The 23,236-nt window shown below is 37.4% G+C and carries 19 protein-coding genes; 15 read left to right on the top strand and 4 right to left on the bottom strand.

Going from position 1 to position 23,236, the window contains the following annotated elements:
* Nucleotides 1-345, top strand: a complete 345-nt coding sequence (locus IJ00_RS17255; RefSeq protein WP_035154880.1) for a helix-turn-helix transcriptional regulator — start codon at nt 1-3, stop codon at nt 343-345.
* 19 nt (nt 346-364) lie between these two features.
* On the opposite strand, the gene IJ00_RS17250 is transcribed toward IJ00_RS17255, so the two are convergent.
* On the bottom strand, nt 365-2,545 hold the full coding sequence (locus IJ00_RS17250; protein WP_035154877.1) for an ATP-binding protein: 2,181 nt from the start codon (nt 2,543-2,545) through the stop codon (nt 365-367).
* Between the two features lie 1,426 nt (nt 2,546-3,971).
* Between IJ00_RS17250 and IJ00_RS17245 the strand changes: the two genes are divergently transcribed.
* The 14 genes from IJ00_RS17245 (at nt 3,972) to IJ00_RS17180 (ending at nt 21,078) form a co-directional block, all read left to right on the top strand.
* Nucleotides 3,972-4,736 (top strand): WecB/TagA/CpsF family glycosyltransferase, encoded by a 765-nt coding sequence (locus IJ00_RS17245; RefSeq protein ID WP_035154875.1) that lies wholly within the window; start codon nt 3,972-3,974, stop codon nt 4,734-4,736.
* 107 nt (nt 4,737-4,843) lie between these two features.
* Nucleotides 4,844-7,039 carry a polysaccharide biosynthesis tyrosine autokinase gene (locus IJ00_RS17240; protein ID WP_035154873.1) on the top strand — a complete coding sequence of 732 codons (2,196 nt, stop codon included), beginning with the start codon at nt 4,844-4,846 and terminating at the stop codon, nt 7,037-7,039.
* Nucleotides 7,024-7,614: a serine O-acetyltransferase gene (locus IJ00_RS17235; protein ID WP_035154871.1), complete on the top strand. Its 591-nt coding sequence runs from the start codon at nt 7,024-7,026 to the stop codon at nt 7,612-7,614. Before IJ00_RS17240 ends, IJ00_RS17235 begins: the two co-directional genes overlap by 16 nt.
* Complete coding sequence (locus IJ00_RS17230; RefSeq protein ID WP_035154869.1) at nt 7,604-8,809, top strand: glycosyltransferase family 2 protein; 1,206 nt, start codon at nt 7,604-7,606, stop codon at nt 8,807-8,809. Before IJ00_RS17235 ends, IJ00_RS17230 begins: the two co-directional genes overlap by 11 nt.
* Nucleotides 8,810-8,845: 36 nt before the next feature.
* Entirely contained in the window at nt 8,846-10,087 is a 1,242-nt protein-coding gene (locus IJ00_RS17225; protein ID WP_046814841.1) for a glycosyltransferase family 4 protein, read from the top strand.
* A complete protein-coding gene (locus IJ00_RS27830; protein ID WP_082127348.1) occupies nt 10,087-11,334 on the top strand; it encodes an O-antigen ligase in 1,248 nt (415 codons plus the stop codon). The genes IJ00_RS17225 and IJ00_RS27830 overlap by 1 nt, the downstream gene beginning before the upstream one ends.
* A 49-nt stretch (nt 11,335-11,383) precedes the next feature.
* Nucleotides 11,384-12,376 (top strand): glycosyltransferase family 2 protein, encoded by a 993-nt coding sequence (locus IJ00_RS17215; protein WP_035154867.1) that lies wholly within the window; start codon nt 11,384-11,386, stop codon nt 12,374-12,376.
* A 14-nt stretch (nt 12,377-12,390) separates the two neighbouring features.
* Nucleotides 12,391-13,623 carry a Gfo/Idh/MocA family protein gene (locus IJ00_RS17210; protein WP_371259607.1) on the top strand — a complete coding sequence of 411 codons (1,233 nt, stop codon included), beginning with the start codon at nt 12,391-12,393 and terminating at the stop codon, nt 13,621-13,623.
* A gap of 20 nt (nt 13,624-13,643) precedes the next feature.
* Entirely contained in the window at nt 13,644-14,630 is a 987-nt protein-coding gene (locus tag IJ00_RS17205; protein WP_035154865.1) for an NAD(P)-dependent oxidoreductase, read from the top strand.
* Between the two features lie 3 nt (nt 14,631-14,633).
* Nucleotides 14,634-15,899, top strand: coding sequence for a glycosyltransferase family 4 protein (locus IJ00_RS17200; RefSeq protein ID WP_035154862.1), 1,266 nt, complete (start codon nt 14,634-14,636; stop codon nt 15,897-15,899).
* Between the two features lie 35 nt (nt 15,900-15,934).
* Nucleotides 15,935-17,005, top strand: coding sequence for an acyltransferase (locus tag IJ00_RS17195; protein ID WP_238178358.1), 1,071 nt, complete (start codon nt 15,935-15,937; stop codon nt 17,003-17,005).
* A gap of 39 nt (nt 17,006-17,044) precedes the next feature.
* The gene (locus tag IJ00_RS17190) at nt 17,045-18,379 is read left to right on the top strand and encodes an oligosaccharide flippase family protein (RefSeq protein WP_035154857.1); all 1,335 of its coding nucleotides are present in this window, start codon (nt 17,045-17,047) and stop codon (nt 18,377-18,379) included.
* An 81-nt stretch (nt 18,380-18,460) separates the two neighbouring features.
* Nucleotides 18,461-19,579, top strand: a complete 1,119-nt coding sequence (locus IJ00_RS17185) for a hypothetical protein (protein ID WP_035154856.1) — start codon at nt 18,461-18,463, stop codon at nt 19,577-19,579.
* Between the two features lie 71 nt (nt 19,580-19,650).
* Entirely contained in the window at nt 19,651-21,078 is a 1,428-nt protein-coding gene (locus IJ00_RS17180) for a sugar transferase (protein WP_035154853.1), read from the top strand.
* 139 nt (nt 21,079-21,217) lie between these two features.
* Here the strand turns inward: IJ00_RS17180 and IJ00_RS29130 are convergent, their stop codons facing one another.
* The 3 genes from IJ00_RS29130 to IJ00_RS17170 all read right to left on the bottom strand — a co-directional run bounded on the left by IJ00_RS29130 (nt 21,218) and on the right by IJ00_RS17170 (nt 23,201).
* A complete protein-coding gene (locus tag IJ00_RS29130; RefSeq protein WP_168163497.1) occupies nt 21,218-21,373 on the bottom strand; it encodes a hypothetical protein in 156 nt (51 codons plus the stop codon).
* A gap of 297 nt (nt 21,374-21,670) precedes the next feature.
* Nucleotides 21,671-22,627 (bottom strand): folate-binding protein YgfZ, encoded by a 957-nt coding sequence (locus tag IJ00_RS17175; protein WP_035154850.1) that lies wholly within the window; start codon nt 22,625-22,627, stop codon nt 21,671-21,673.
* A gap of 88 nt (nt 22,628-22,715) precedes the next feature.
* Complete coding sequence (locus IJ00_RS17170) at nt 22,716-23,201, bottom strand: hypothetical protein (RefSeq protein WP_035159207.1); 486 nt, start codon at nt 23,199-23,201, stop codon at nt 22,716-22,718.
* Between the last annotated feature and the right edge of the window lie 35 nt (nt 23,202-23,236).

The raw sequence follows: 23,236 nt of genomic DNA, 5'->3' as shown, positions 1-23,236 counted from the left end.
ATGACAAAAACCCCAACAGTGACATCAAGTTTAGTGATTTCTGGTTTTCATGCTTTATCTGAACCGTTGCGAATTCAGATTATTGAGTTATTGCAACAAAGAGAGCTATGTGTTTGTGACTTATGTCAGTTGTTGGAAGTGAGTCAGTCGAAATTATCCTTTCACTTGAAAACCCTCAAGGAAGCAAATTTAGTTTTCGCTCGTCAGGAAGGAAGATGGATTTATTACAGGTTGAATTTGGCTCAGTTTGCTGTATTACAGGATTATTTAACTGATTATTGCCAATTACCATCTATCTTACCTGCATTACCTTGTCAGGATACAGATAAAATCGACCATACATAGAAGCTGATCATGGTGCCAATTATTGACTACTTTGTTGAATGGGAATTGCGATGACAAATTCTGTACCTGCTCGGGGTTGAGACAGACAAGTTAATTTGCCACGGTGCTTTTCCACGATGATTTGATAACTAATAGATAAACCTAAACCTGTACCTTTACCTACAGGTTTTGTTGTGAAAAAAGGGTCAAATAATTTCTTTTGAGTTTCTGGTGTTATTCCCATACCATTATCAGCGATCGCCACTTCTAAATATGGTTCTACAGATTCTGAGGAATTGACGCGAGTTCGCACCCAGATGGTAGGTACAAGATAATTTTGACTATCCTCCTCTGTTGCTTCATCAAAAGCATCAATGGCGTTGGCAATGATATTCATGAATACTTGATTGAGTTGCCCCGGAAAACATTCCACAATCGGAACATTACTATATTCAAGTATAATTTTAATTTCTGGGCGCTGATTATTGGCTTTCAGCCGATGTTTTAAAATCATTAAAGTACTGTCAATCCCTTCATGGATATCGACTTTTTTGAGTTCAGCTTCACCTAGGCGAGAAAAATTTCGCAAACCCAAAACAATTTCCCGAATTCTCTCCGTACCTATAGCCATGGAAGTGAGAATTTTTGTTAAATCTTCTTGAATAAATTGCAAATCTATATTTTCTATTGCTTGGTGAATTTCTTTAGGGGTATGGGGGTAATATTTTTGATAGAGTTGAATGATATCTAGTAAATTATCCACATATTCCTGGGCGTAGTTGAGGTTGCCATGAATGAAGCTGACAGGATTATTAATTTCATGGGCAATACCCGCTACCATTTGCCCTAAACTAGACATTTTTTCCGTCTGAATTAATTGTGCTTGGGTGTCTTGAAGTTCCCTGGTGCGAGACTCGACTCTGAGTTCTAGTTCGTTATTCGTCTGCTCTAAATCATTAAATGCAGCTTGTAATTGTGCTGCCATTTGATTAAAAGATTGGGCAAGAATTTCTAACTCTCGGATATTCTGGTTAGGTAGCTTTTGTTGTAAATCACCCGCAGCGATCGCCTGACTCGCTACAGTTAATCGGAAAATTGGTAAGGTAATCCAGCGAGAAGTATAAACTCCCACCAAGGTAGCGATCGCCAAAGCTCCTAAACATAATAATATGGTAATGCGGTTTTGGGCATGAATTTGTCCCATAAAATCCGCTTCTGGTAGTACTATCACTACTAACCAATCTAAACCATATTTATCTTGCCAAGAATCGACACTGATATAGTGACGCTTTCCTTGAAAATCAAAATCTAGGGATTGCTTATTGCGAATATTGGCAAAATTGAGAAATTTTTGGTGTAAATATTGAGATGTCGCCTGGATTAAAGGTTGGTTACTAGCTGTGGCATAAATTCTCTCGGTAGTACCCTGACTTTGGCGAAAGTTAGCAGCAGAGCTAGAATTGGCAATTAATAAACCGTTCCGTTCGATAATAAATACTTGACTGTGGGGACTTACCTGTAACTTTTGTAAAAAGTCATTAATCTTTGACAGTAATAAATCAATCCCTAAAACAGCTACCAATTGCCGCTTCTGATCATAAATCGGATAGTTAGCAGAAACTGCGACGAAGCTATCTATGCCCTCAGAGGTATAAATTTGACTCCAGATGGGTTTACCAGCTTTGACAGTTTGGGTATACCATTCATCCTCCAGAGCATTATATTCCGTTTGATAAACTAATTTTGTGCGATCGCCCTGATGATTTGTGCTGTAGGAATATTCTTGATTTTTTCTCACCTCACTAGTCACTAAACCCTGACCTGGTATCCAGCGTCCAGCACTGGCAACTTCACCAGTCGGCAATGCAAAACCAATCCAACTAATATTTTCAAATACCTCAGCTTGTTTCCAAAAATACTGCCCTGCGGACCTCAAATCTTTCAGGTTTAAGCGCTTCATCTTAACTGCATCAGCATTTAAGCGATTAATTTGGTGAGGAGTACTCAAGTAATGATTCAGGTGCTGATTAACAGTACTACTCGTTTTTTCCATCAACTGATTTGCTAAATCATTCACCGTTTCCTGACTATTCCGGAATGACAAATAACCCACCAATCCTACAGCTGCGAATATCTGCATGACAAAAGGTACAATCAGAATGACACGCAGAAATAATTGATGTTTAAATTGATGCCTGATGAAAAAATGAGAATGCTTCATTACTGAGTGAAAAAATTATCATAAACTATTATTCCCTATTTCCTTCAGCAAATTAAATATCAGGCAAACAGCAAATAATACTTAAAATCAAGGTATCAATAATCACCTCAATGCTAATGGTTAATTATCTATAAATGTACAAACAAAGGGCTGAAACAAGGAAAATAGCTTGATGAATATAGCCCCTATTTCAACCAAAACTTTTTATGCTGATACTTGCAATACCAATTTGGCATAAATTAGGTAATGATAAAGATTTCTTTTCAAAATATCGATAGTCATTGCTTAAAGTTATTTTAATGTCGATTTTTCTCTCGCAAGTAAGTATTTCAAGCATCCTTAATCTAGCCAGATATTTTTCTTTTTAGGCGGGAAAAAGTATTTTAGATAACATGGAAATTGTGGCAATTTAAAATTCAGATATTTTTTTCCTACCTTGAGTTTTATTTAAATGACGCAGCTAGTATTAGGTTTATAGACAGTTTGAGGAGAAGATTCACAGTTGAAATTAACTTCTAAAAGTATATTTGCAGGTGCTTATCAAGATAGTAGGCAGTTGGTATAAATATTTTCTGAGTAATTCAATTTATACAAAATGTATTATCGAAAATCAAGATATGCAATTTTTGTCAATATAATGTGTGAATAAATACTTTTAACTTTTAACTATTAATACTGAGTTAAATCAAGCAATTTTTTTTAGCGTACCAGTATTTTTTATTACATGAAAATAAATCAAATTTAGGAAAGCAGATTTGAGACGGTCTTGAAAATATCACTATCTTCCTGTAATAATGCTGATGAAAGGTTGAAACATCTGCTCCCAAATTTATCTAGGTTACAAGTTGTTTAAATACTAAGCGCTGCCATTTATCGTCAAATCTGCTTCAATTTTAGGGAAATAAATGCCCAAATACGATTCAATTATACGTACCGTCAGCCTTAAGAAAATACTTGCACTAGAGAGTTAGTTATTGTCAATGACTCAATTCCGTCAAACATATTGAGTGTTCTCCAAAAACATGGCTAACAAATTATCATTTTGGTGTTAAATAAGGTTTTTGTAATTGCACGTAAAGCTAATTACTAGGTAAAAGTGTTATTAGCAAATAACTCCTTTTGAATAGTTGCAAATTATGTGTGGTAATTCCCAACTCATCCTCTAGCTAATCAGAACATTCTTCTGAACAACTTCTCAGAGAGATTCAATTTCAGATAAATATTCATAATTCATAGTAGCTTGATTTAGGGGAATAGGCTTTGATGGTCATAATGATCTCAGTCTTTCCCAGGAATCCACCTGTAGTATATATGTCAGAGAAGGTGGTTAATTAGCAAGATATATATATGCATTGGTAATCAGCATTATTATCTGGAATTTAGAAAATCGCAAAATCACATCTTTTGATAGCATTATTTCAAGAATATGAGAGCAAGAATTAATATCGCTGGAGTAGAAATTGATAGATTAGGTTTTGATGAAGTCACTTCAGCCATCATCGAACATAGTATTAATACGAGACAACCGGAATATGTGGTTACTCCCAATGCACAGCATATTTTATTGCTAAGAAAAAATGCATATTTTCGAGAAATATACCGTCAAGCGTTTCTTGTAGTACCTGATGGAGTTTCTCTATTATGGGCGGCAAAATTTTTACGTACTTCCTTAAAAGGTAGGGTAAACGGGACAGATTTACTAGAAAAGCTGTGTGCGATCGCTGAGGAAAAACGTCTCAAAGTATTCTTTCTCGGAGGAAGACCAGGAGCAGCAGATAAAGCGAAACTAGTTTTACAAAAGAAATATCCCCAACTCCAAATTGTCGGAACCTATTGTCCACCCTATGGTTTTGAATCCCAACCCCAGGAATGTGAATTAATCGGTAGTAAAATTCTGGCTACCAAACCAGATATTTTGTTTGTCGGTTTAGGTGCTCCCAAACAAGAATACTGGATATATGAAAATTATCAAAGATTAAATGTACCCGTATCTTTAGGGATAGGTGTCAGCTTTGAATTAGTCAGTAATATGGTACAAAGGGCACCAATTTGGATGCAAAAAGTTGGTTTAGAATGGTTATTTCGTTTATTAGTAGAACCTCAACGTTTGTGGAAACGCTATATTCTGGGAAATCCTCTATTTATTTGGTTAGTGATTCGTCAGCGTATTGGATTATTAAAACTTGAATAAACTAATTAGTAATTTCGAGAAGAGGATTTTGATATCACACAATTATTTAAATATCAAAACATTCATCAAATCATCAATAATTTACTGACCAGCAACATAGACAAAATATGGAAAAACAAAAAGCTTTAGAAGAATTAGATATTCAACAATATTTTCTAGTACTACAACGCCGTTGGAAAATATTGTTGGCACTGATAATTACATCTGTAGGATTTTCTGGGTTTGCCATATTACGTCAAAAACCTCAATACCAAGCGACGGGAATGCTACTATTTAAGTCAGACCGCATTTCCTCACTCACAAAAGCTGGGGAAAAAATTGGTGATTTAGAGTCATTAATTCGTGAAAATAATCCTCTCAATACCCAAGCTGTTATCGTTAATTCCCAACCAGTGATTAAAGAGGTCATTAAGACCTTAAACTTAAAAGATAATCAGGGTAAATTTCGCAATCCAGAGACTTTATTAATCAAGGTTGAACCCATCGTGGGAACGGATGTTCTGAAAGTATCTCACGCTTCAGATAATCCAAAATTGGCAGCAAAAATTGTCAATCAAGTGATGGCAACCTATGCTGAAAATAATGTCGAATCTAACAGAACTCAAGTGACTGCTGCGGGTGAGTTTATTAAGAAACAACTCCCTTCATCTCGGAAAGAATTAGAATCTGCGGCAGAAGCATTACGTCAGTTTAAAAATAAAAATAAAATTGTACAGCTAGAGCAAGAGTCCAGTTCTGCCATTACGAGTATGGCAAAATTAGACGAAGAAATTAATCAGGCAACGGCAAATCTAGCTGAGACATTAGCTCAAGAGAGTCAAGTCGGGAACCAAATTAAAACAGTTAAGAATCAAGCCATAGAAATTACTTCTTTGAATCAGATTCCAGGTGTTCAAGAGGTATTAAGTGAACTTCAAAAAACTCAATCTAGACTAGCATTAGAAAGAGTTAAATATACAAACAATCATCCTAATGTCGTTTATTTAGAGAATCAAGAGAAGACTCTTAAAAGTCTATTAAATCGGAGAACTCAGGAAATTACAGGTAATCAATTAGAAGTTTCCCTGAGTAATTTACAAGTGGGTAAAATTCGAGAAGATTTAGCAAATCAGTATGTGCAATTAAAAACAAAACGCCAAGGGTTACAAAAAAAGATAGCTGCCTTACAAGGAGTACAACAGATATATCAAAAAAGATTAAATGCAATTCCCAATCTGGAAAAGAAACAAAGTGATTTAGAGAGAAAATTATCCGTTGCTAAATTAAATCATGAAAATTTGAATGCTCGCTTGCAAGAAATTCAAGTAGCAGAAAAGCAAACCATCGGGAACGCCAAAATAATTCAGCCCGCCCAGATTCCAGAAACGCCAATGCTATCGAAAAAGTCGTTGATGTTGGCATTAGGAAGTCTTTTTGCAGGTTCTCTTTTAGGGATAGCAGGGGCATTTTTTGTAGACTTGATAGATAGAAGTTTGAAAACAGTTAAGGAGGCAGAAAACTTTTTTGGCTGGACGTTGTTAGGGTTAATTCCTAGATTTGAAGCTAATCATAAATCTGTAGCCGCAAATATCACAGATGATGGGATTTCGGAACGAGTTATTGTCAATTCTTCCCCTCGAACGATAATTCATGAAGCCTATCAAATGCTGCAAGCAAATCTCAATTTTATTAGCCATAAAAAAGTACGAGCGATCGCCATTACTAGCTGTGTCCCAGGGGAAGGGAAATCAGAGGTTTCAGCGAATTTAGCAGCAATCCTAGCTCAAGCTGGACGACGGGTGTTGCTCATTGATGCAGATATGCGAAAACCCTCACAACATCATCTGTGGGGTTTAATTAATTCCGTAGGTTTAAGTAATGTAATTGTGGGTCAAAATGACTTTCCCCAAGCTGTGCAAAGAATCACCAGTAATTTATTCGTGTTGACAGCAGGGGTACAACCTCCTAATCCCTTAGGTTTAATTGACTCAGAAGGAATGACTGAATTAATTAGGAATTTTGCCCAGGATTATGACTACATCTTATTTGACACTCCTCCTTTAGCAGGAACCGCAGACGCGGCAGTTTTAGGAAAAATTCTGGATGGAGTCTTGTTAGTTACACGACCCGGTGTTGTTGACTCAGTCAGCGCGACTGCTGCTAAGTCTTTACTGGAACGCTCTGGAGCCAATATTTTAGGGATGATTGCCAATGGTGTGAATCTCAAGCAAGAACCCGACAGTTACTTTTACTATTCCAAACCTCGTTGGGGACAAAGTACCTCAGAAACTGATACCAAGGATGAGCAATGGATATACAAGTAAAGTTGTCAAGTAATCCGAAATTAGGCTTATGGCAGCAAATCCGGGAAGATTGGATTGCCCACGGCAAAGATTGGACTAAACCAGGGTTTAGAGCAGTAGCAATTCACCGTTTTGGAGTTTGGCGGATGCAAATTCAGCCCAAGTTATTGCGGGCACCTTTTAGTGTTTTGTATGGGATGTTGTACCGTCGAGTTCGCAACCATTATGGAATTGAGCTACCTTACACCGTTGAGTTGGGACGACGGGTAGTGATTGAACACCAAGGGGCGATCGTTATCCACGGTTACTGCTCTATAGGTGATGATTCGATAATTCGTCAGGGGGTAACTTTGGGAAATCGGTATCTAGATCGTCTATTTGATGCCCCCAAATTAGGTAAGCGGGTAAATGTTGGTGCGGGGGCAAAAATCTTTGGTAACGTCACCATTGGTGATGATGTGAATATTGGTGCCAATGCAGTTGTGTTGTGTGATGTGCCATCGGGAATGACTGCTGTCGGTATCCCAGGGAAAATCATCCCTAACAAGCAAGCCTCCCCAACGACATCCCCAGAAGAGGAATACTATGTTGTTTAGTCAGTTAGGATGGTGGCTGATTAATGGCGTTTTGGGGGTTGCTGCCTCGATTGTATTGGTAATTTGTCTGCATTTCCTGATTGAATGTAGCGCAGCCCTATTACCCTTTTCTGGTAAGAATTATCAGGGAAGATGGCAAGATACTCAAGTTGCGGTTTTAGTCCCAGCCCATAATGAGGAATTAGTCATTGCTGATACTTTAGCGCACATTATACCTCAACTGAAAAGCCAAGATAGGGTAGTAGTGATTGCAGATAACTGTAGTGATGCAACCGCAGAGATTGCCCGTGGGACAGGTGCGGTGGTAATTGAGCGTCATGATAGGACACATCAAGGCAAGGGTTACGCCTTAGACTATGGTTTAGATTTTCTGGCAGTAGAACCACCAGATATTGTGGTATTTATTGATGCTGACTGTATAGTACAGGGAGGAGCGATCGCTATGTTGAGTGAGTGGGCGATCGCCAGCAATAGACCGATACAGGGCAATTATTTCATGGCAAAACCCCAGAGTAACCCCTCTGCCAAGGATTTTATCTCGCAATTTTCCATCATTATCAAAAATATTGTTCGTTCCCAGGGATTAACTAATTTAGGTCAATCATCCCTACTATTAGGTACAGGAATGGCTTTTCCCTGGCAGGTTATCCGTTCAGTGAATATGGCAAGTGGGCATTTAGTGGAAGATATGAAACTGGGTTTAGACTTAACCATTGCCGGATATCCCACCATTTTTTGCCCAGAAGCACAGGTGACAGCCAACTTACCATCCCAACAACAGGCAGCTAAGAGCCAGAGAACTCGCTGGGTACATGGTCATTTACAAGCAATTCGCACCTATGTCCCTCGATTAATCACCGAAGCAATCACCCAAAAAAGATTTGATTTACTAGTTTGTTTATTAGATTTGTGTATACCACCCCTGTCTCTGTTAACAGTTATCTGGTTAATGGTGATGCTGATTACCCTATTATTTGCAGTTTGGGGAATGGGATGGACAGCAGTGGCGATCGCGACTATCGCAGGTTGTTGTTTCCTGACAGCAGTCATCATTGCTTGGGCTAAATTTGCGAGGCAGGAATTACCTCTATCACGATTATTAGCAATTCCTGGTTATTTACTCTGGAAAATTCCCATCTACTTGAAATTTGTCATTAAACCCCAAAGTAAATGGGTACGTACAGACAGAAATTAAAAAATTACTCCATTTGCTTTGATTGAGTTTACATTTATGTCTGTAATCAATATTAATTCCTCGCCAGAAATCTCCAAGAAATACAAAAATTTGAGAATACTGTATGCAGTAGGACCAGAGAGTGTCATAGAAGCATATCATTCTTGGAGTCTTGGGCAAGATTCTCCATCACAAGTATCTATAACTTTTTCTAGTCAGTTTTACGAAGTCTGTCGAGAATTAAATGCTAAAGGTTTTGTGATTGCCCAATCAGAGGAAGAAGAACTTTTTCAAGATGAACAATTTTTCATTAAACGCCAACGACCTCCTCTCAAAGCTAAATCTGGTTTTTTATATCACTGGGGACAAGTTTTATCTGGCTTAAATCTACTAGGATATGCTCTTAAATTTCGAGTAAATATTATCATTGCAGATAGCGGAACAACTCATTGGTTTGTTCTGTCATTATTTAAAATACTAGGCATAAATATTATTCCTTCCCTACATTGTCTACTCTGGCACAAATATCTACCTCAAAGGTTAGGCGAGAAAATAGTATTAGCACTGAGTAAGAATCTTTTTAAATCTCAGAGTTTAGGAATATTAGTCGCTTCCGAAGATATCAGAAAGCAAATTTTTCAGCTTACTGGTGACAAAAATCAAGCGATATGTCATTTTTTCCCTTCCTATCGCCAGACATACTTTAGCACCATTGACAAGCCTCAATTTCGTACTAATTCTAATCATCCCTTTAGAGTTTTATTTGCAGGTCGCATAGAAGCAGATAAAGGAGTATTTGATTTATTAGAAATTGCTGCAACTTTTGCCAAAGAGGGAAGAAATAATATTATTTTTGATATTTGTGGAAGTGGCTCAAAGTTAGATATTTTACAAACAAAAGTCGAAGCATTAAATTTAACCAGCAATTTTATTTGTCACGGCTATTGTGATAAAGAAAAAATGCAGAAAATATACTCTCAATCCCATGTAGTGATAGTTCCAACTAGGACAGAATTTATAGAAGGCTTTAATAGAGTTGTTTTAGAAGCCATATTAGCGGGTCGTCCGGTAATCACCTCTTCTGTCTGCCCTGCCTTAGATTATGTCAGAGATGCGGTCATAGAAGTTCCTCCGAATGATGTCCAATCCTATGCTGATTCTCTGACAGAAATTTCTCAAAATATCCATTTATACAAGCAAAAGCAACAAGCATGTATAGATTTACAAACACAATTTTATAGTCAAAGTAATACTTGGAAAACAGCAATTAAGTCTATAATTCAAGGTCATAGAATATAATGATTCCCTTGACAAATAACAATACTCATACAAATCAATATATCAACTCAAAAATTAGACTGATTGAAAAAACGTTTGTAATTATATCTTTATTTGCTTTTCCAGGAATACTATACATTTTTCCCCGAATTGGTATTCTTCCCCAAGGAATAGTGACATTAGCTAAGTACTGCTCTTGGATAGGCTCCCTCCTCTTAGTTTTGTTATTTTGGAGAAGCTGCATTATCCTTTCTATCACAAATATTTTTATTTGGTTACTAACTGGGTTAAGCGTAATATCATTTTTATGGTCAGACTTTCCTTCTGTGACATTTCTAAATGCTATAGAAGTTCTGATGATGACATTATTTAGTTTATATTTTGCCACAAGATTCTGTCTTGAGGAACAAATAAAATTAATTAGCACAACTTTATTTATTGGTGCGATTCTAAGTATTTTTGTTGCAGTTATATTTCCTAATTTTGGAAGACACATAGAAGGTGATTTAATAGGTGCATGGAAAGGAATATATTGGCAAAAAAATATTTTAGGTAGCATGATGGTTTTAAGCTCCATCACATTTTATACCTTGCCAAAACAGACTTCATCTTTTTATCGATACTTGGGTTTGAGTATAGCTCTAGGATTAATATTATTTTCCACTTCCAAAACATCCCTAGTTCTTTACTTCATTAGTATGTCAATTATGATTTTCTATCAAAAGTTTCGCTGGCGAGGAAAAATCAGTGTAGTTTTGGTAGATATTGGGATTTTAGTTTTTGGATGTGTCCTTTTATTAGTTTCTACATTCTGGGTAGAGCTTCTGACTGAATTAGGTAAAGATCCCACTCTAACAGGAAGAACACCTTTATGGAATGTGATGCTAAATCGATTAATGGATAGACCACTATTTGGTTATGGAATCGGTGGATTTTGGGCTCCCGGTAGTCAATATGCTATTGAAGCAGGTAAAGCTGTAGGAACAGGTTGGATTGCTCCCAGTGGTCATAATGGGTATATGGATATATTAGTAGACTTAGGTTTAGTTGGCTTTTCACTATTTTTAATTATTTATTGTATAACTTTTATTAAAGCATTTAGAATAGCTTATTCTTCTAACAAAAAAGAAGATTTATGGTATTTAACATATATTACTTTCTTAGCATTAAACAGTCTAACAGAAACATTTTTTCTTCGCCCAGGGATTCACTGGATGCTATTTATCACAGTTGCTTTCTCCGTTAACAAAAAAATCAGAGAATATTGAGCCTAAGTTCAGAATATCGATTAATACTTACTCTCGTTATGAATAGAAAATGAAAAATAAATCTCTTGGTGTAGTTGTTATTGGAAGAAATGAAGGAAAGCGTTTACAAAAATCTCTGAAATCCATAGTAGGAGATGAACGAATAGTTGTATATGTTGATTCTGGTTCGACTGATGGTAGTGTAGACTTCGCAAAATCTCTAGGAGTCTATGTAGTAAAACTCGATTTATCCATACCTTTTACAGCAGCACGTGCGAGGAATGCAGGTTTTGAATATTTACTAAAAATCAACCCAGAAATAGAATTTGTTCAGTTCATTGATGGAGATTGCCAAGTTGTAGAGGGATGGTTAGAAATTGCAGAGGCAACCTTAATTAATCATGTTGATGTATTAGTTGTTTGTGGTCGTCGTCGAGAGATAAATCCTTATCAATCTATTTATAACCTCTTGTGTGATATTGAGTGGTGTACTCCTGTGGGTGAAGTCAAAGCTTGTGGTGGCGATGCAATGATGAGAGTTACTGCTTTGAAACAGGTGGGAGGTTTCAACCCACAAATGATTGCTGGTGAAGAACCTGAACTGTGTGTACGACTCAGAGAAATTGGGGGAAAAATTCTGCGTATAGATGCAGAAATGACCAGACACGATGCCCAAATTTCTAGTTTTGCTCAGTGGTGGAAGCGCTGCGTTCGCAATGGTTATGCTTACGCAGAAGGAGCATGGCTACATGGTCAAAGTTCCCATAAACATTGGGTGAAAGAAAGTCGAATGATTTGGGTTTATGGCTTGGTATTGCCATTACTAGCATTATCCATTGCATCTGCAACCCAAGGATTAAGTATAGGAATATTACTAGTAGCCAATATTTACTTAGGTTTGCGGGTGTACAAATTTGCTATCAATAAAAATTTTGCAGTTCCCGATGCCATGATTTATGGGCTTTTCTGTGTTCTAGATAAATTTCCTATGTTACAAGGACAAATCCAATTTCATAGAACTCGCTTATTGAAACGACAGCCTCAATTAGTAGAATATAAATAAATCTGGAGATATTAATGGGTTTAATAACTCGTCCCCAAATTCAAAATTCATTAATGAACTTAGTATATAAAAAAGGTTGGCATAATTTACAATCCCAAATTAATACTCGCTCCTACAAAAAACATATTGCTATTGTTGGTTGTGGTTATGTAGCAGATTACTATTTGCAAACCCTGCCACTCCATGCAGAGTTAGAGCTTGTAGGAGTCATGGATAGAATTCCAGAAAGGGCGGAAAAATTTGCCGCATACCATGGGATATCCCGCATTTATGACAGCTTAGAAGCATTACTGGATGACAGCAAAGTTGATATTGTTTTAAATTTAACAAATCCTAGTAGCCACTATGAAGTTTCTCAAGCTTGTTTAAATGCCGGGAAGCATGTTTATTCTGAAAAACCCCTGGCGATGGAGATGTGGCAAGCTCAGGAATTGACAGATTTAGCATCACAAAAGGGCTTACTATTATCATCTGCTCCTTGTAGTCTTTTAAGTGAAACTGCTCAAACAATTTGGAAAGCATTAAGAGAGAATCAAATCGGCAAAGTTAGACTTGTTTATGCAGAAATGGATGATGGATTAGTTCACTTAATGCCTTATAAGCAGTGGTTGAGTAAATCTGGTACTCCCTGGCCCTATAAAGATGAATTTGAAGTTGGTTGTACCTTAGAACATGCAGGATATTACGTGACATGGTTAACAGCTTTTTTCGGTCCAGCAGAGTCAGTTAGTGCTTTTTCTGATTGCTTAATTCCTGATAAGCAAACGGATATAGAGTTAAATATCAAATCTCCAGATTTTTCTGTTGCTTGTATTAAGTTTATCTCAGGAGTTGTCGCCAGATTAACCTGTAGTATTGTGGCTCCCCATGACCATTCTTTAAGAATTATTGGAGATGAGGGAATATTAGGAATTCATGATTGTTGGTATTATGCTTCTCCAGTTTATATTCGGCGCAGTTTGACTATTAGACGCAGAAGATTAGAAGGTATTTGGAAGCAAAGATATCCCTTAGTTAAATCTGCCCCGAATTTAGGGAATCGTGGCGCTCAACGTATGGACTTTTGCCGAGGTGTGGCAGAAATGGCTGCGGCAATTACAGAGGAAAGACAATGTAGATTAGGGACAGATTTCTCTCTCCATAATAATGAGCTTGTCTTGGCGATTCAAAATTCCTTAGACACAGGTTCCCCCTATAAAATGACAACAACTTTTGAGCCAATGGCACCGATGGATTGGGCAGTTTGAAAACAAAGATTTTAATATTTATGAAAGTATTAATTACAGGTGCATCTGGCTTTTTAGGAAAGTATGTGGCTGCGACTGCCTTACAACAAGGTTTTGCTGTGCGGGCAATGACTAGAAGCACATCAATAGGCTATGAGCATCCCAATTTAGAAATTTTTCCTGGGGACTTACGTCAGTCTGATAGCTTAATGGGTGCATTGGCTGGTGTAGATGCAGTCATCCATCTAGCAGCATCAATGAAGGGTGATTTTGCAACTCAATACGCAAATACGGTGACTGCAACTGAAAATCTACTTCAAGGAATGGTAGCCTCTGGTGTGGTGCGGTTGGTAGGAATTAGTAGTTTTTCAGTGTTTGATTACTGGAGAATTCCTGCGGGTGCAACAATTACAGAAGATTCCCCTGTAGAGCAAGAACCGAGTTTACGGGATAGCTATGCTCAAACAAAGTTGCTACAGGAAAAGCTGATGGTAGATTTCCAAAGTAAATTTGGGGGAAAAGTCACCATTCTGCGCCCAGGAATGATTTATGGTAGGGAGAATTTGTGGCACTCTCTATTAGGTGTGAAGTTAGGCGATCGCCTGTTGGTTTCCATTGCTGGTAATGCTCAAATGCCACTAACCTATGTGGAAAACTGTGCGGATGCGATTATTGCTGCTACGACATCCCAGGAGGCGATCGCCAAAACTATTAATATTGTGGATGATAATTTGCCCACTCGCCAAGAATATATCGCTCTGCTGCAAAAGATGACAGCAAAGTCTCCCCAAAATCTGAGTATTAGTTGGCAAGTAATGCAGATATTGGCTGATATGGTTTGGTTCGGGAATAAGTTTTTCACTGGCGGGAAGGTGAAACTACCGAGTATCTTGGCTCCTGCTATCCTGCACGCTCGCTTTAAGCCTTTTGCTTATAGTAATGCCTTGGCGCGGCAGTTGTTACATTGGCAACCTCCATACTCACTATCCACAGCCCTAGAACGTAGTCTTTCTTCTCCATCCCTATAATCTATGCGTATTGCTTATCTGACTGGTGAATATCCACGAGCAACAGATACTTTTATTCAACGAGAAGTCTTGATTTTGCGGCAACGAGGTGTGGATGTGCATACATTCTCCGTTCGTCGCACAGGAATAGAACACATAATCGGAGAGGAGCAAAAACAAGAGCGCGATCGCACTTTTTATCTTCTGCCTCCTCATCCCGGTAAGTTACTGCGCTCACATCTAATTTTATTACTTGCATCTCCGCGAAAATACCGGCAAAGTATCAAGTTAGCATGGTCTACAAGTCAACCAGGATTACGGGGCGCACTGTATCAATTCTTCTATTTCCTGGAAGCTGGGATTCTGGCACAGCAAATCAAAATTCGCCAGATTCAACATTTACACAATCATATCGCCGAAGCTAGTGGTACTGTGGCGATGCTTGCCGCCGAGATGGGGGGATTTACCTATAGTTTTACCCTCCATGGTCCCTATATCTTTCTCCGTGGGTATCAATGGCGACTAGATGAGAAAATCCGGCGATCGCTCTTTGTTGCTTGTATTAGCCACTATGCTCGCAGTCAGGGAATGATTTTTGCTCCCATGGATAAGTGGCAAAAAATGCACATCATCCATTGTGGTGTTGACCCCAGTTTGTTCCCCGTGGTTACTCACAAAGGTATAGGAAAACACCTATTATTTATCGGGAGATTAGCAGCAGCGAAGGGTTTACCAATTCTTTTAGAAAGTTTGGTAATCATCAAACAAACTCACCCCGATGTTGTTTTAACTGTGGTTGGTGATGGTAGCGATCGCCAACAGTTACAAGAAATTACCGCAGCTAATGGATTGACAGAAAACGTTAAATACGTTGGTTACAAATCTCAGACAGAGGTGAGGGAGTATCTTCAATCAGCAGATGTATTTGTTATGTCTAGCTTTGCTGAGGGAATACCCGTAGTTTTGATGGAAGCTATGGCAGCAGGTGTTCCAGTTGTGGCAACCCAAATCGCTGGCATTAGTGAGTTGGTAGAAGATGGTAAAAATGGCTACCTAGTTCCCGCAGGCGATGCCCTATCTTTGGCAAACCGGATTCAAACCTTGATATCTGCACCGGAAATCCGAAACAAGTTGGCGATCGCAGCTAGAAGCAAAGTTGAACAAGAATTTCATATTCACCAGGAAGTAGCTCGCTTGCATAATTTATTTTCTAGCGCTTTATCTGGAAAAGTAGAAGCAATTCGTCCCCAGTATTTTGAACAGCCAATAATTGACGTAGTCAGTATTTAAAAATGTATCTCCAAACTCCATTAAATCCTTCAGTAGTGAAACCTAAAGTTCACTTTTATTTTGTCGATGCCCTACGTGGAATTGCAGCATTATGGGTTGTTTTATATCATGCTGCATTAGATGACAGATTAGGTCAATTAACGAGTATTTTACCTAGTTGGTTAGTGCTTGTAGTCTTTCATTGGGGTAGTTTAGGTGTATCGATATTTTTTGTTCTCAGTGGTTTTGTAATTGCCCATTCCCTGCGAGAAGCAACAATTAATTGGAGCTATTTTAGAAGTTTTTGTGTGCGCCGTTTAGTGCGACTTACACCCCCATACTACTTCTCAATTTTACTAACTTTAGGTTTTGCTTTGATTGCTGCTCGTGCCAAAGGAGAGATATTTGCACCTGGAGGAGAACCTGTATCCTTTTCAAGATTTTTTACACATCTTTTCTACTTGCAAGATATTTTTCAATTGAAACATTTTGATGATGTTTACTGGACATTATGTATAGAAGTGCAGTTTTACACTATTTTCTGTGTACTATTGGGATTATCACAGTTGTTCAAAAAGTCATATCATTGGCAATTTTCGCGTGCCATAATTTTTCTTCCCTTAACCGCGATCGCCACTCTTTTTCCCCTTGAAATTCTCAATCATACTGGTAGACCTAACTACTTTTTACCTCTATGGTACAGTTTTCTTTTAGGAGTATTTGCTTATTGGTCATGGAATAAACAATTAAAGTCTATATACTTCTATTTTTATTCCACATTGTTATTGACCATCGGAATTATGAAATCCTCAGATTTTGTGATTGCTTCTGTAATAGTGGCTATTCTACTATTAGAAGCTGGGCGCAATAATTTGATGCAAACATGGCTTAAACAAAAGTCATTACAGTTCCTAGGTAAAATATCCTATAGTCTTTACCTTTCCCATACTCCCATCTTAGGAGCAGTTGTATTTATTACTTCTAAAATATTGAACGCAAGTCCATGGAGTGATTCTATCACCCTATTATTAGGAATTAGCTGTTCTATTCTTTTTTCTAGAGTTATGTGGCAAGTTTTTGAGAAACCATCTATCAAGTGGAGTCAAAATATTAAAATTTTCAAATAAAGTATTTCAAGAAAATAAAAATTTTACTCACTCAAATATATGGCATCTTTAAAAAAACTTGCAGTTCGTGGAGCAGCTTGGAATATTATTAGTCTTGGCTTCTCTTATATTTTGAGGTTTACTAGTAACTTAATTTTAACTCGTCTATTAGTACCAGAATATTTTGGTTTAATGGCGATGATTACAACCTTAAGATGTGGCTTAGAGCTTGTTTCGGACATTGGTATCAGTCAAAATATTATTAATAGCAAACGAGGAGATGAAACTATATTTTTAAATACCGCTTGGACTCTACAAGTAATTCGTGGATTTGTAATTTGGATTCTGTGTGCAATTCTTGCCTTTCCCGTATCACAATTTTATAATGACCAAAGGTTGCTATGGTTAATTCCTATTGTTGTTTTATATTCGGTGATAGATGGCTTTACTTCTACAAGCATACCGACTCTTTATCGCCACATGCGGTTGGATCGTTTAGCAATATATAATGCTATTCTACAATTTGTACATCTATCAACTCTAATTATTTTATGTTGGAAATATCCCAACATTTTGGTACTAGCAATTGGCACAGTTTTGGGAGGAATATATAGATTAATCAGTAGTTATTGGTTAATTCCTAAATATTATAACCACTTTGATTTTGAGATAGACTCGGCTCGAGAGATTCTATCTTTTGGCAAATGGATGTTTCTTTCATCTGGTTTAATGTTTGCAGCAGAACAAGCAGATAGACTAGTTCTGGCAAAAATATTATCTTTTCAAATGCTAGGAGTTTATACAGTAGCCTATACACTGGCAAGTATACCGAGAGAAGTTATAAGACAAGTTAGTCAAAATGTTATTTTTCCAACAATATCTAAACAAGCAGATTTGCCGAGAGAAGTATTACGAAAAAAAATAATTAGTGCTCGATTTCCTATACTCATAGGTTGTGGAATTGTATTAGCTTTTTTTGTGACAGTTGGTGATTTGATTATTGCCTCACTGTATGATCAAAGATATGCTGATGCTATTTGGATGATGCCAATTTTATGTTTTGGTATTTGGTTTTCCTTACTTTTCTACACCATTAGTCCTGCACTTTTAGCTATTCGCAAACCTCTATATTCAGCTCAAAGTAATTTTGCTCGCTTTATAGTGATTATTTTAGGCGTACCCCTAGCTCATACTCATTTTGGAGTCCTAGGAGCAATCATAGTTATTGCTTTGAGTGACTTACCTTTATACATAGTTAATCTTTATGGACTGTGGCAAGAAAAACTTTTTTGTCTATACCAAGATTTGCTGGCAACTATTTTCTTTATAGCTACATTAGCTGTTCTTTTAACTATTCGCAATTTCTTAGGTTTCACCTTACCCATTTCTCTATAAAGTTGACTTAATAAATATGGAAATCTGCTTGATAAATTAGCTAATTTACAAAAAATCATGGTTCTAAGTATGTAAATAACAATGAAAATTATTACATATTTCCTGTACGGCAATAATCCCAAGTACAACATAGAATTATCATTTAGTATTTTCTCTATGTTGAGATTCCTACGTCATAGCTCTCAAGATATTATTATCAGTATCATTAGCGATCGCCATGATTTTCAACTCAATTTTCCAGGAATTAAAATAGAACATACTTATATCTCTCACGATGAGCTAAATTATTGGACAAAACAAGGTCAATATCATCATCGGGCTAAAATTTTTGCTCTAGCTAAAGCCTTAGATTATTATCAGTTACCTGTTGTTTTAATAGATACAGATACATATTTTATTCAGCATCCTCAAAAACTATTTGAGAGGATATCAGTTAATAAATCAATCATGCATAATTTTGAATATAGGATTGATAATTCTAAATTATGGGAACCAATTGTACGTGAGTTAGGAGAAGGAATAGAAGTTAGTGGAACTAGAATTAGTCCCGAATCATTGATGTTTAATTCTGGTGTCATTGGAGTTGATATTAGTCACAGAGAACTTTTAGATAAGTCGATAAATGTATTAGATACCCTTCAGGGTATATCCCCTATTTTCAATGTTGAACAGTTTGCATTAGGAGTTGTCTTCAATCAATTTACTAACCTGGATTTATGCACTGATATTGTTAAGCATTATTGGGGTTACGAAAGAGGTTTTATTCACATCCAAGCCGACAGATTAATGGAAACATTACAAAAAAATAATTATTCTGTCATTAATTTTGACCAAGATAAAATGGGATATCCTCCCAAGAATTTTCAAGATTCCCTGGAAAGTCGGATATTATCAATTATCAAAAAATGGGATAAGAATTATGCCTTTGCTTATTTGGCTTATCTCACAGCTTTCAGATATGTTTCTCAAGATATGGCATATGCCAATGAATGGGCAAATGTGACGTTACAGGTAATTAAGTTTGCCTTAATGGATTATCAGAGTGACAAAGAACATCCAAATTATTTCAAATCCCTGGAAAGAGATTTTTATCTATTGAATCAAAACAATATTCATAGCCTCCATTGGTTGGATGAATCTGTTAAGTCAAATTGGTTGAAATTTTGGCAAGTTTGGCAACACAAACCATTAACTATCTGAGAAATTAGACAGAATTTAGAAAAGACATTGACAAAATTTTAATAACATCGATTATGCAGGGTAAAAGAACCATGGCTTACAAATCTTTATCAGTCTTAGATTTTAAACCTGACCTCCGTTCTGCGCATCATGCAGGAATTCAGAAAGGTTCAAGCATCAGATTTTTACGTATTTTAGTATTGCTATTTCTGGACGCAACACTTTTACTGTTAGCTTGGAAACTGGCTGTACATCAAGGAACATATATTGATTCACCTTGGACTGATAACTCATCTTTTTCTTGGCTAGTCTTATTTGTTCAGTTGGGTATTATTGCAGCCACAGGACAATATAAAGCTGGAATAAATCGTCGTAATTATCTACGATTAGTGAAGGCAATATCACTATCAGAAATCATTCTGTTAGCAATTGCATTTTTATATGAACCTAGCAGCTATCTTTCTCGTTCAACCTTTATCTTGTTCTGGATTTTTTCTTGTTTGTTCATTGGTATTTCTCGGTCAATATTTGACCTGGGAACTAATATTTTGCGAAAAAGAGGTATTGTACAGCATCCGGTATTTTTAATTACGGATACATCAGAGGAAAATGAGCATATTCAACTAATAAAAAAAGAAAACTGTTATACAATACAAGGAATTGCTGATGCTCATTGCCTAGATTTAGAAAACCGCGATCGCACCTTTGAATATCTCCGCGAATCTGGGATTGTCGAAGCTTTTGTTTCTTGGAGCGCAATTAAAAATCGTTTATATGTCTGCTGGAACTTTCATGCTGCGGGGATTACCTTAAGAATTCTACCCATCACTAGCCAAGTCCACCATCCCAAGTCTGTATTTCGGATGGTTGGGAGTATTCCCTGTCTGACGATTCCTGCACCTTTGATTATCGGTAGTGATTTTTGGGTGAAAAGAATTTTTGACTTGTGTTGTTCAATTGTCTTAATTTTTTTCCTGTCGCCTCTTTATCTACTACTTGCTATTCTGATCAAGTTAGACTCTCCTGGTCCTGTATTCTTCCGACAAAAACGTGTAGGTTTACATAATAAGGAATTTAAAATTTGGAAATTCCGCACTATGGTGACAAATGCCGAAAAATTACAAGCATCTTTAGAAGCAAAAAATGAAATTAGGGATGGAGTTTTATTCAAATTGAAAGACGACCCTAGAATTACCAAAGTTGGTAAATTTTTACGTCGCTATAGCTTAGATGAATTACCCCAATTGTTTAATGTGTTACTAGGGGAAATGAGTCTTGTTGGTCCTCGTCCTTTACCTGTGCGTGATGTAGAACGCTTTCATACCAAGCATTTTCTGCGTCAGGAAGTTTTACCGGGTATCACGGGTTTATGGCAAGTGTCTGGTCGTTCGGATATAGATAATTTTGAAGATGCTGTACAACTAGATATTCGTTACATCGAAAACTGGTCTCTGTGGATGGATTTACAAATTTTACTGAAAACTGTGGGAGTTGTACTTCATAAAACTGGTGCTTATTAACTCTTATAGCTTTGAGGAATTTCTCTGAAATCTTGTTCACAAGGGTGCAATGTCTAGCTTCTAGGATTGCACTTTTTCGCAAAAACAAAAACCCGCTAATGCGGGTTAAACACAACAAAACTATGAAACAAACTTAAACTTAGCTGAAATACTTCATCTCTGCTTCTAACTGAATGATGAGATTCTCATCACCTCTTGCTTTAGCTACCTGCAAGCGGTGTTCTAGGAGTTTTTGGATATTTTGACGATGGGCTACTTGTGCTTGCTTAACTGCTTCTAGCCGCCTACGAATCATAGGAGTACTCCTGATCAATACTTACTACCTTTGTCTTGTATATTTAACATAGCAGATTTTTAGTGACTAATGTTACAGAAAAAATAATCTTAATGATGTATTAATTTTCTACACAAAAAGTAAAATAATCATACATATTTTCACTTAGTCTGAAGCGCTGCTTCTGTAACATCGGTCAAGGGCAAATCTGACCCTGAGAGAAGTTAAAGGGTGAAGAATCGGCACTCATAAGTAGGCGCGGGTATGTAAAATAATTGCAATTTATCGATTGTGAGGTAAAATCCCTTACCCTAATATTTACGGGTATTCATGGGAGACAAAAGGAACTGCGATTACTTCTCCGGTTGCTTCTCCTGCCTGTATCTGCAAACCGACCCCACCGACTTTGCTGCGGATATAAGCTAGGGCAAAATGACCTGTAGGTGTGGCGGTATAACTAGTAATTGTACCAATTTTTTCCTCTCCTAGGGTAATATTAGTTCCTGGCTCTGTGGCAGCGCTGAGGCGAATACCCCATAAATATTGTTTGACTCCCTTGTAGGTGTTAAGACGGGCAATGGTCTCTTGACCGATATAACAGCCTTTATTGAAGGATATAGTTTGCCATAAACCCACTTCTAGGGGATTGTAATCATCGGTTAGTTCTTGGTCTGGGATAGGGCGACCTTGTAAAATTCGCAACATTTCCCAATCTTCCTCAGAAATGGCGATCGCCCCTAATTCTTGAATTTTCTCCCAGATATTTGCTTTCTCTGCGATGGGCAAAATCAGGGTATATCCTGGGGATGCTAAACCACTACCCACGGCAAATAATATTTCTCCGATTTGCAGATGGCTACCGTAGGGTTTGCCGATTAAGGCGCTAGCTCCTAGTTTTTCAACTATGGCATCGCTTTGACTGCCAATTAAACTGATAGTAGCTGTTGTCTGTGTCAAATCACTGAGTTGAACTTTATCAGCAAAGAAAATATATTTATCCAACCATTCCAGGAGAAACTGCCGACGGTGAGGGGAAACTAGAAGAATTACAGCATCATCGGTAACGTAGGCTGTAGCTAAATCTATGGTACGAGCTGTTGAGGTGACAAAAACAGTATCACAACCACTACCGGGTTGGAGTTGCTGAAAGTCGTTAGTGCTTTGATTGTGGAGAAAACGCAGCCGATCGCCATCAGATACTTTAATTCTGCCCCAGTGAGTGCGATCGCAAACCGCAACTCCTTGCTCTATGCTTTCTATTGCTGATATTGCCATGGCGATCGCTATCTTAAATCCTTGAGGTTATGTCGCTTTGAAATCTTACCAAAGAGGTATTTTCATTTTCAAGTGAATTTTCTCACCATTAACAATCCGGCAAACTCCCAAATATCTGACTCACCAAATCCTGACTTTTCCTATCTAATAATTGCCAGTCTACCTCCCCCGACTCATCAAACAAACTCGTATCAATTGTTACTTCCTGGCTAGAGGCATAGTTTAAAAAACATACTTGATAGCATAAATCCCATAAATCCACATTGACACGTTGCTCTTGACGTTGTAGACACAGATGATATCCTGGATGGGGCACCGGTAAATCACTGAGAGTTTCCCGAATTGACTCTGCTGCTTCTGGTGTTGCCACCTCCAATTCTTGTAACAGACTGGTGACAATGTTTTTTGTCTCTTCAGAAACATCCGCAGACCAAATTAACACATCTTGATAGGTGCCAGTCCAGGGAGATACATCTAGCAGTTTGCGAATGTTATCAACTATGCGGATAAAAGCAGGTTGCATGAGGAGTTCAGCCTGCTGCCAAATGATTGAGTCTGTAATTTTTGGTGGCATTAGTAAACAAAATATTTTTGAAATAAAAATTAACA

The sequence above is a fragment of the Calothrix sp. 336/3 genome, assembly GCF_000734895.2.
GTDB lineage: Bacteria > Cyanobacteriota > Cyanobacteriia > Cyanobacteriales > Nostocaceae > 336-3.
Note: the sequence above shows the minus strand (reverse complement) of the source record. Positions and strands in the feature narration are given on the sequence as shown.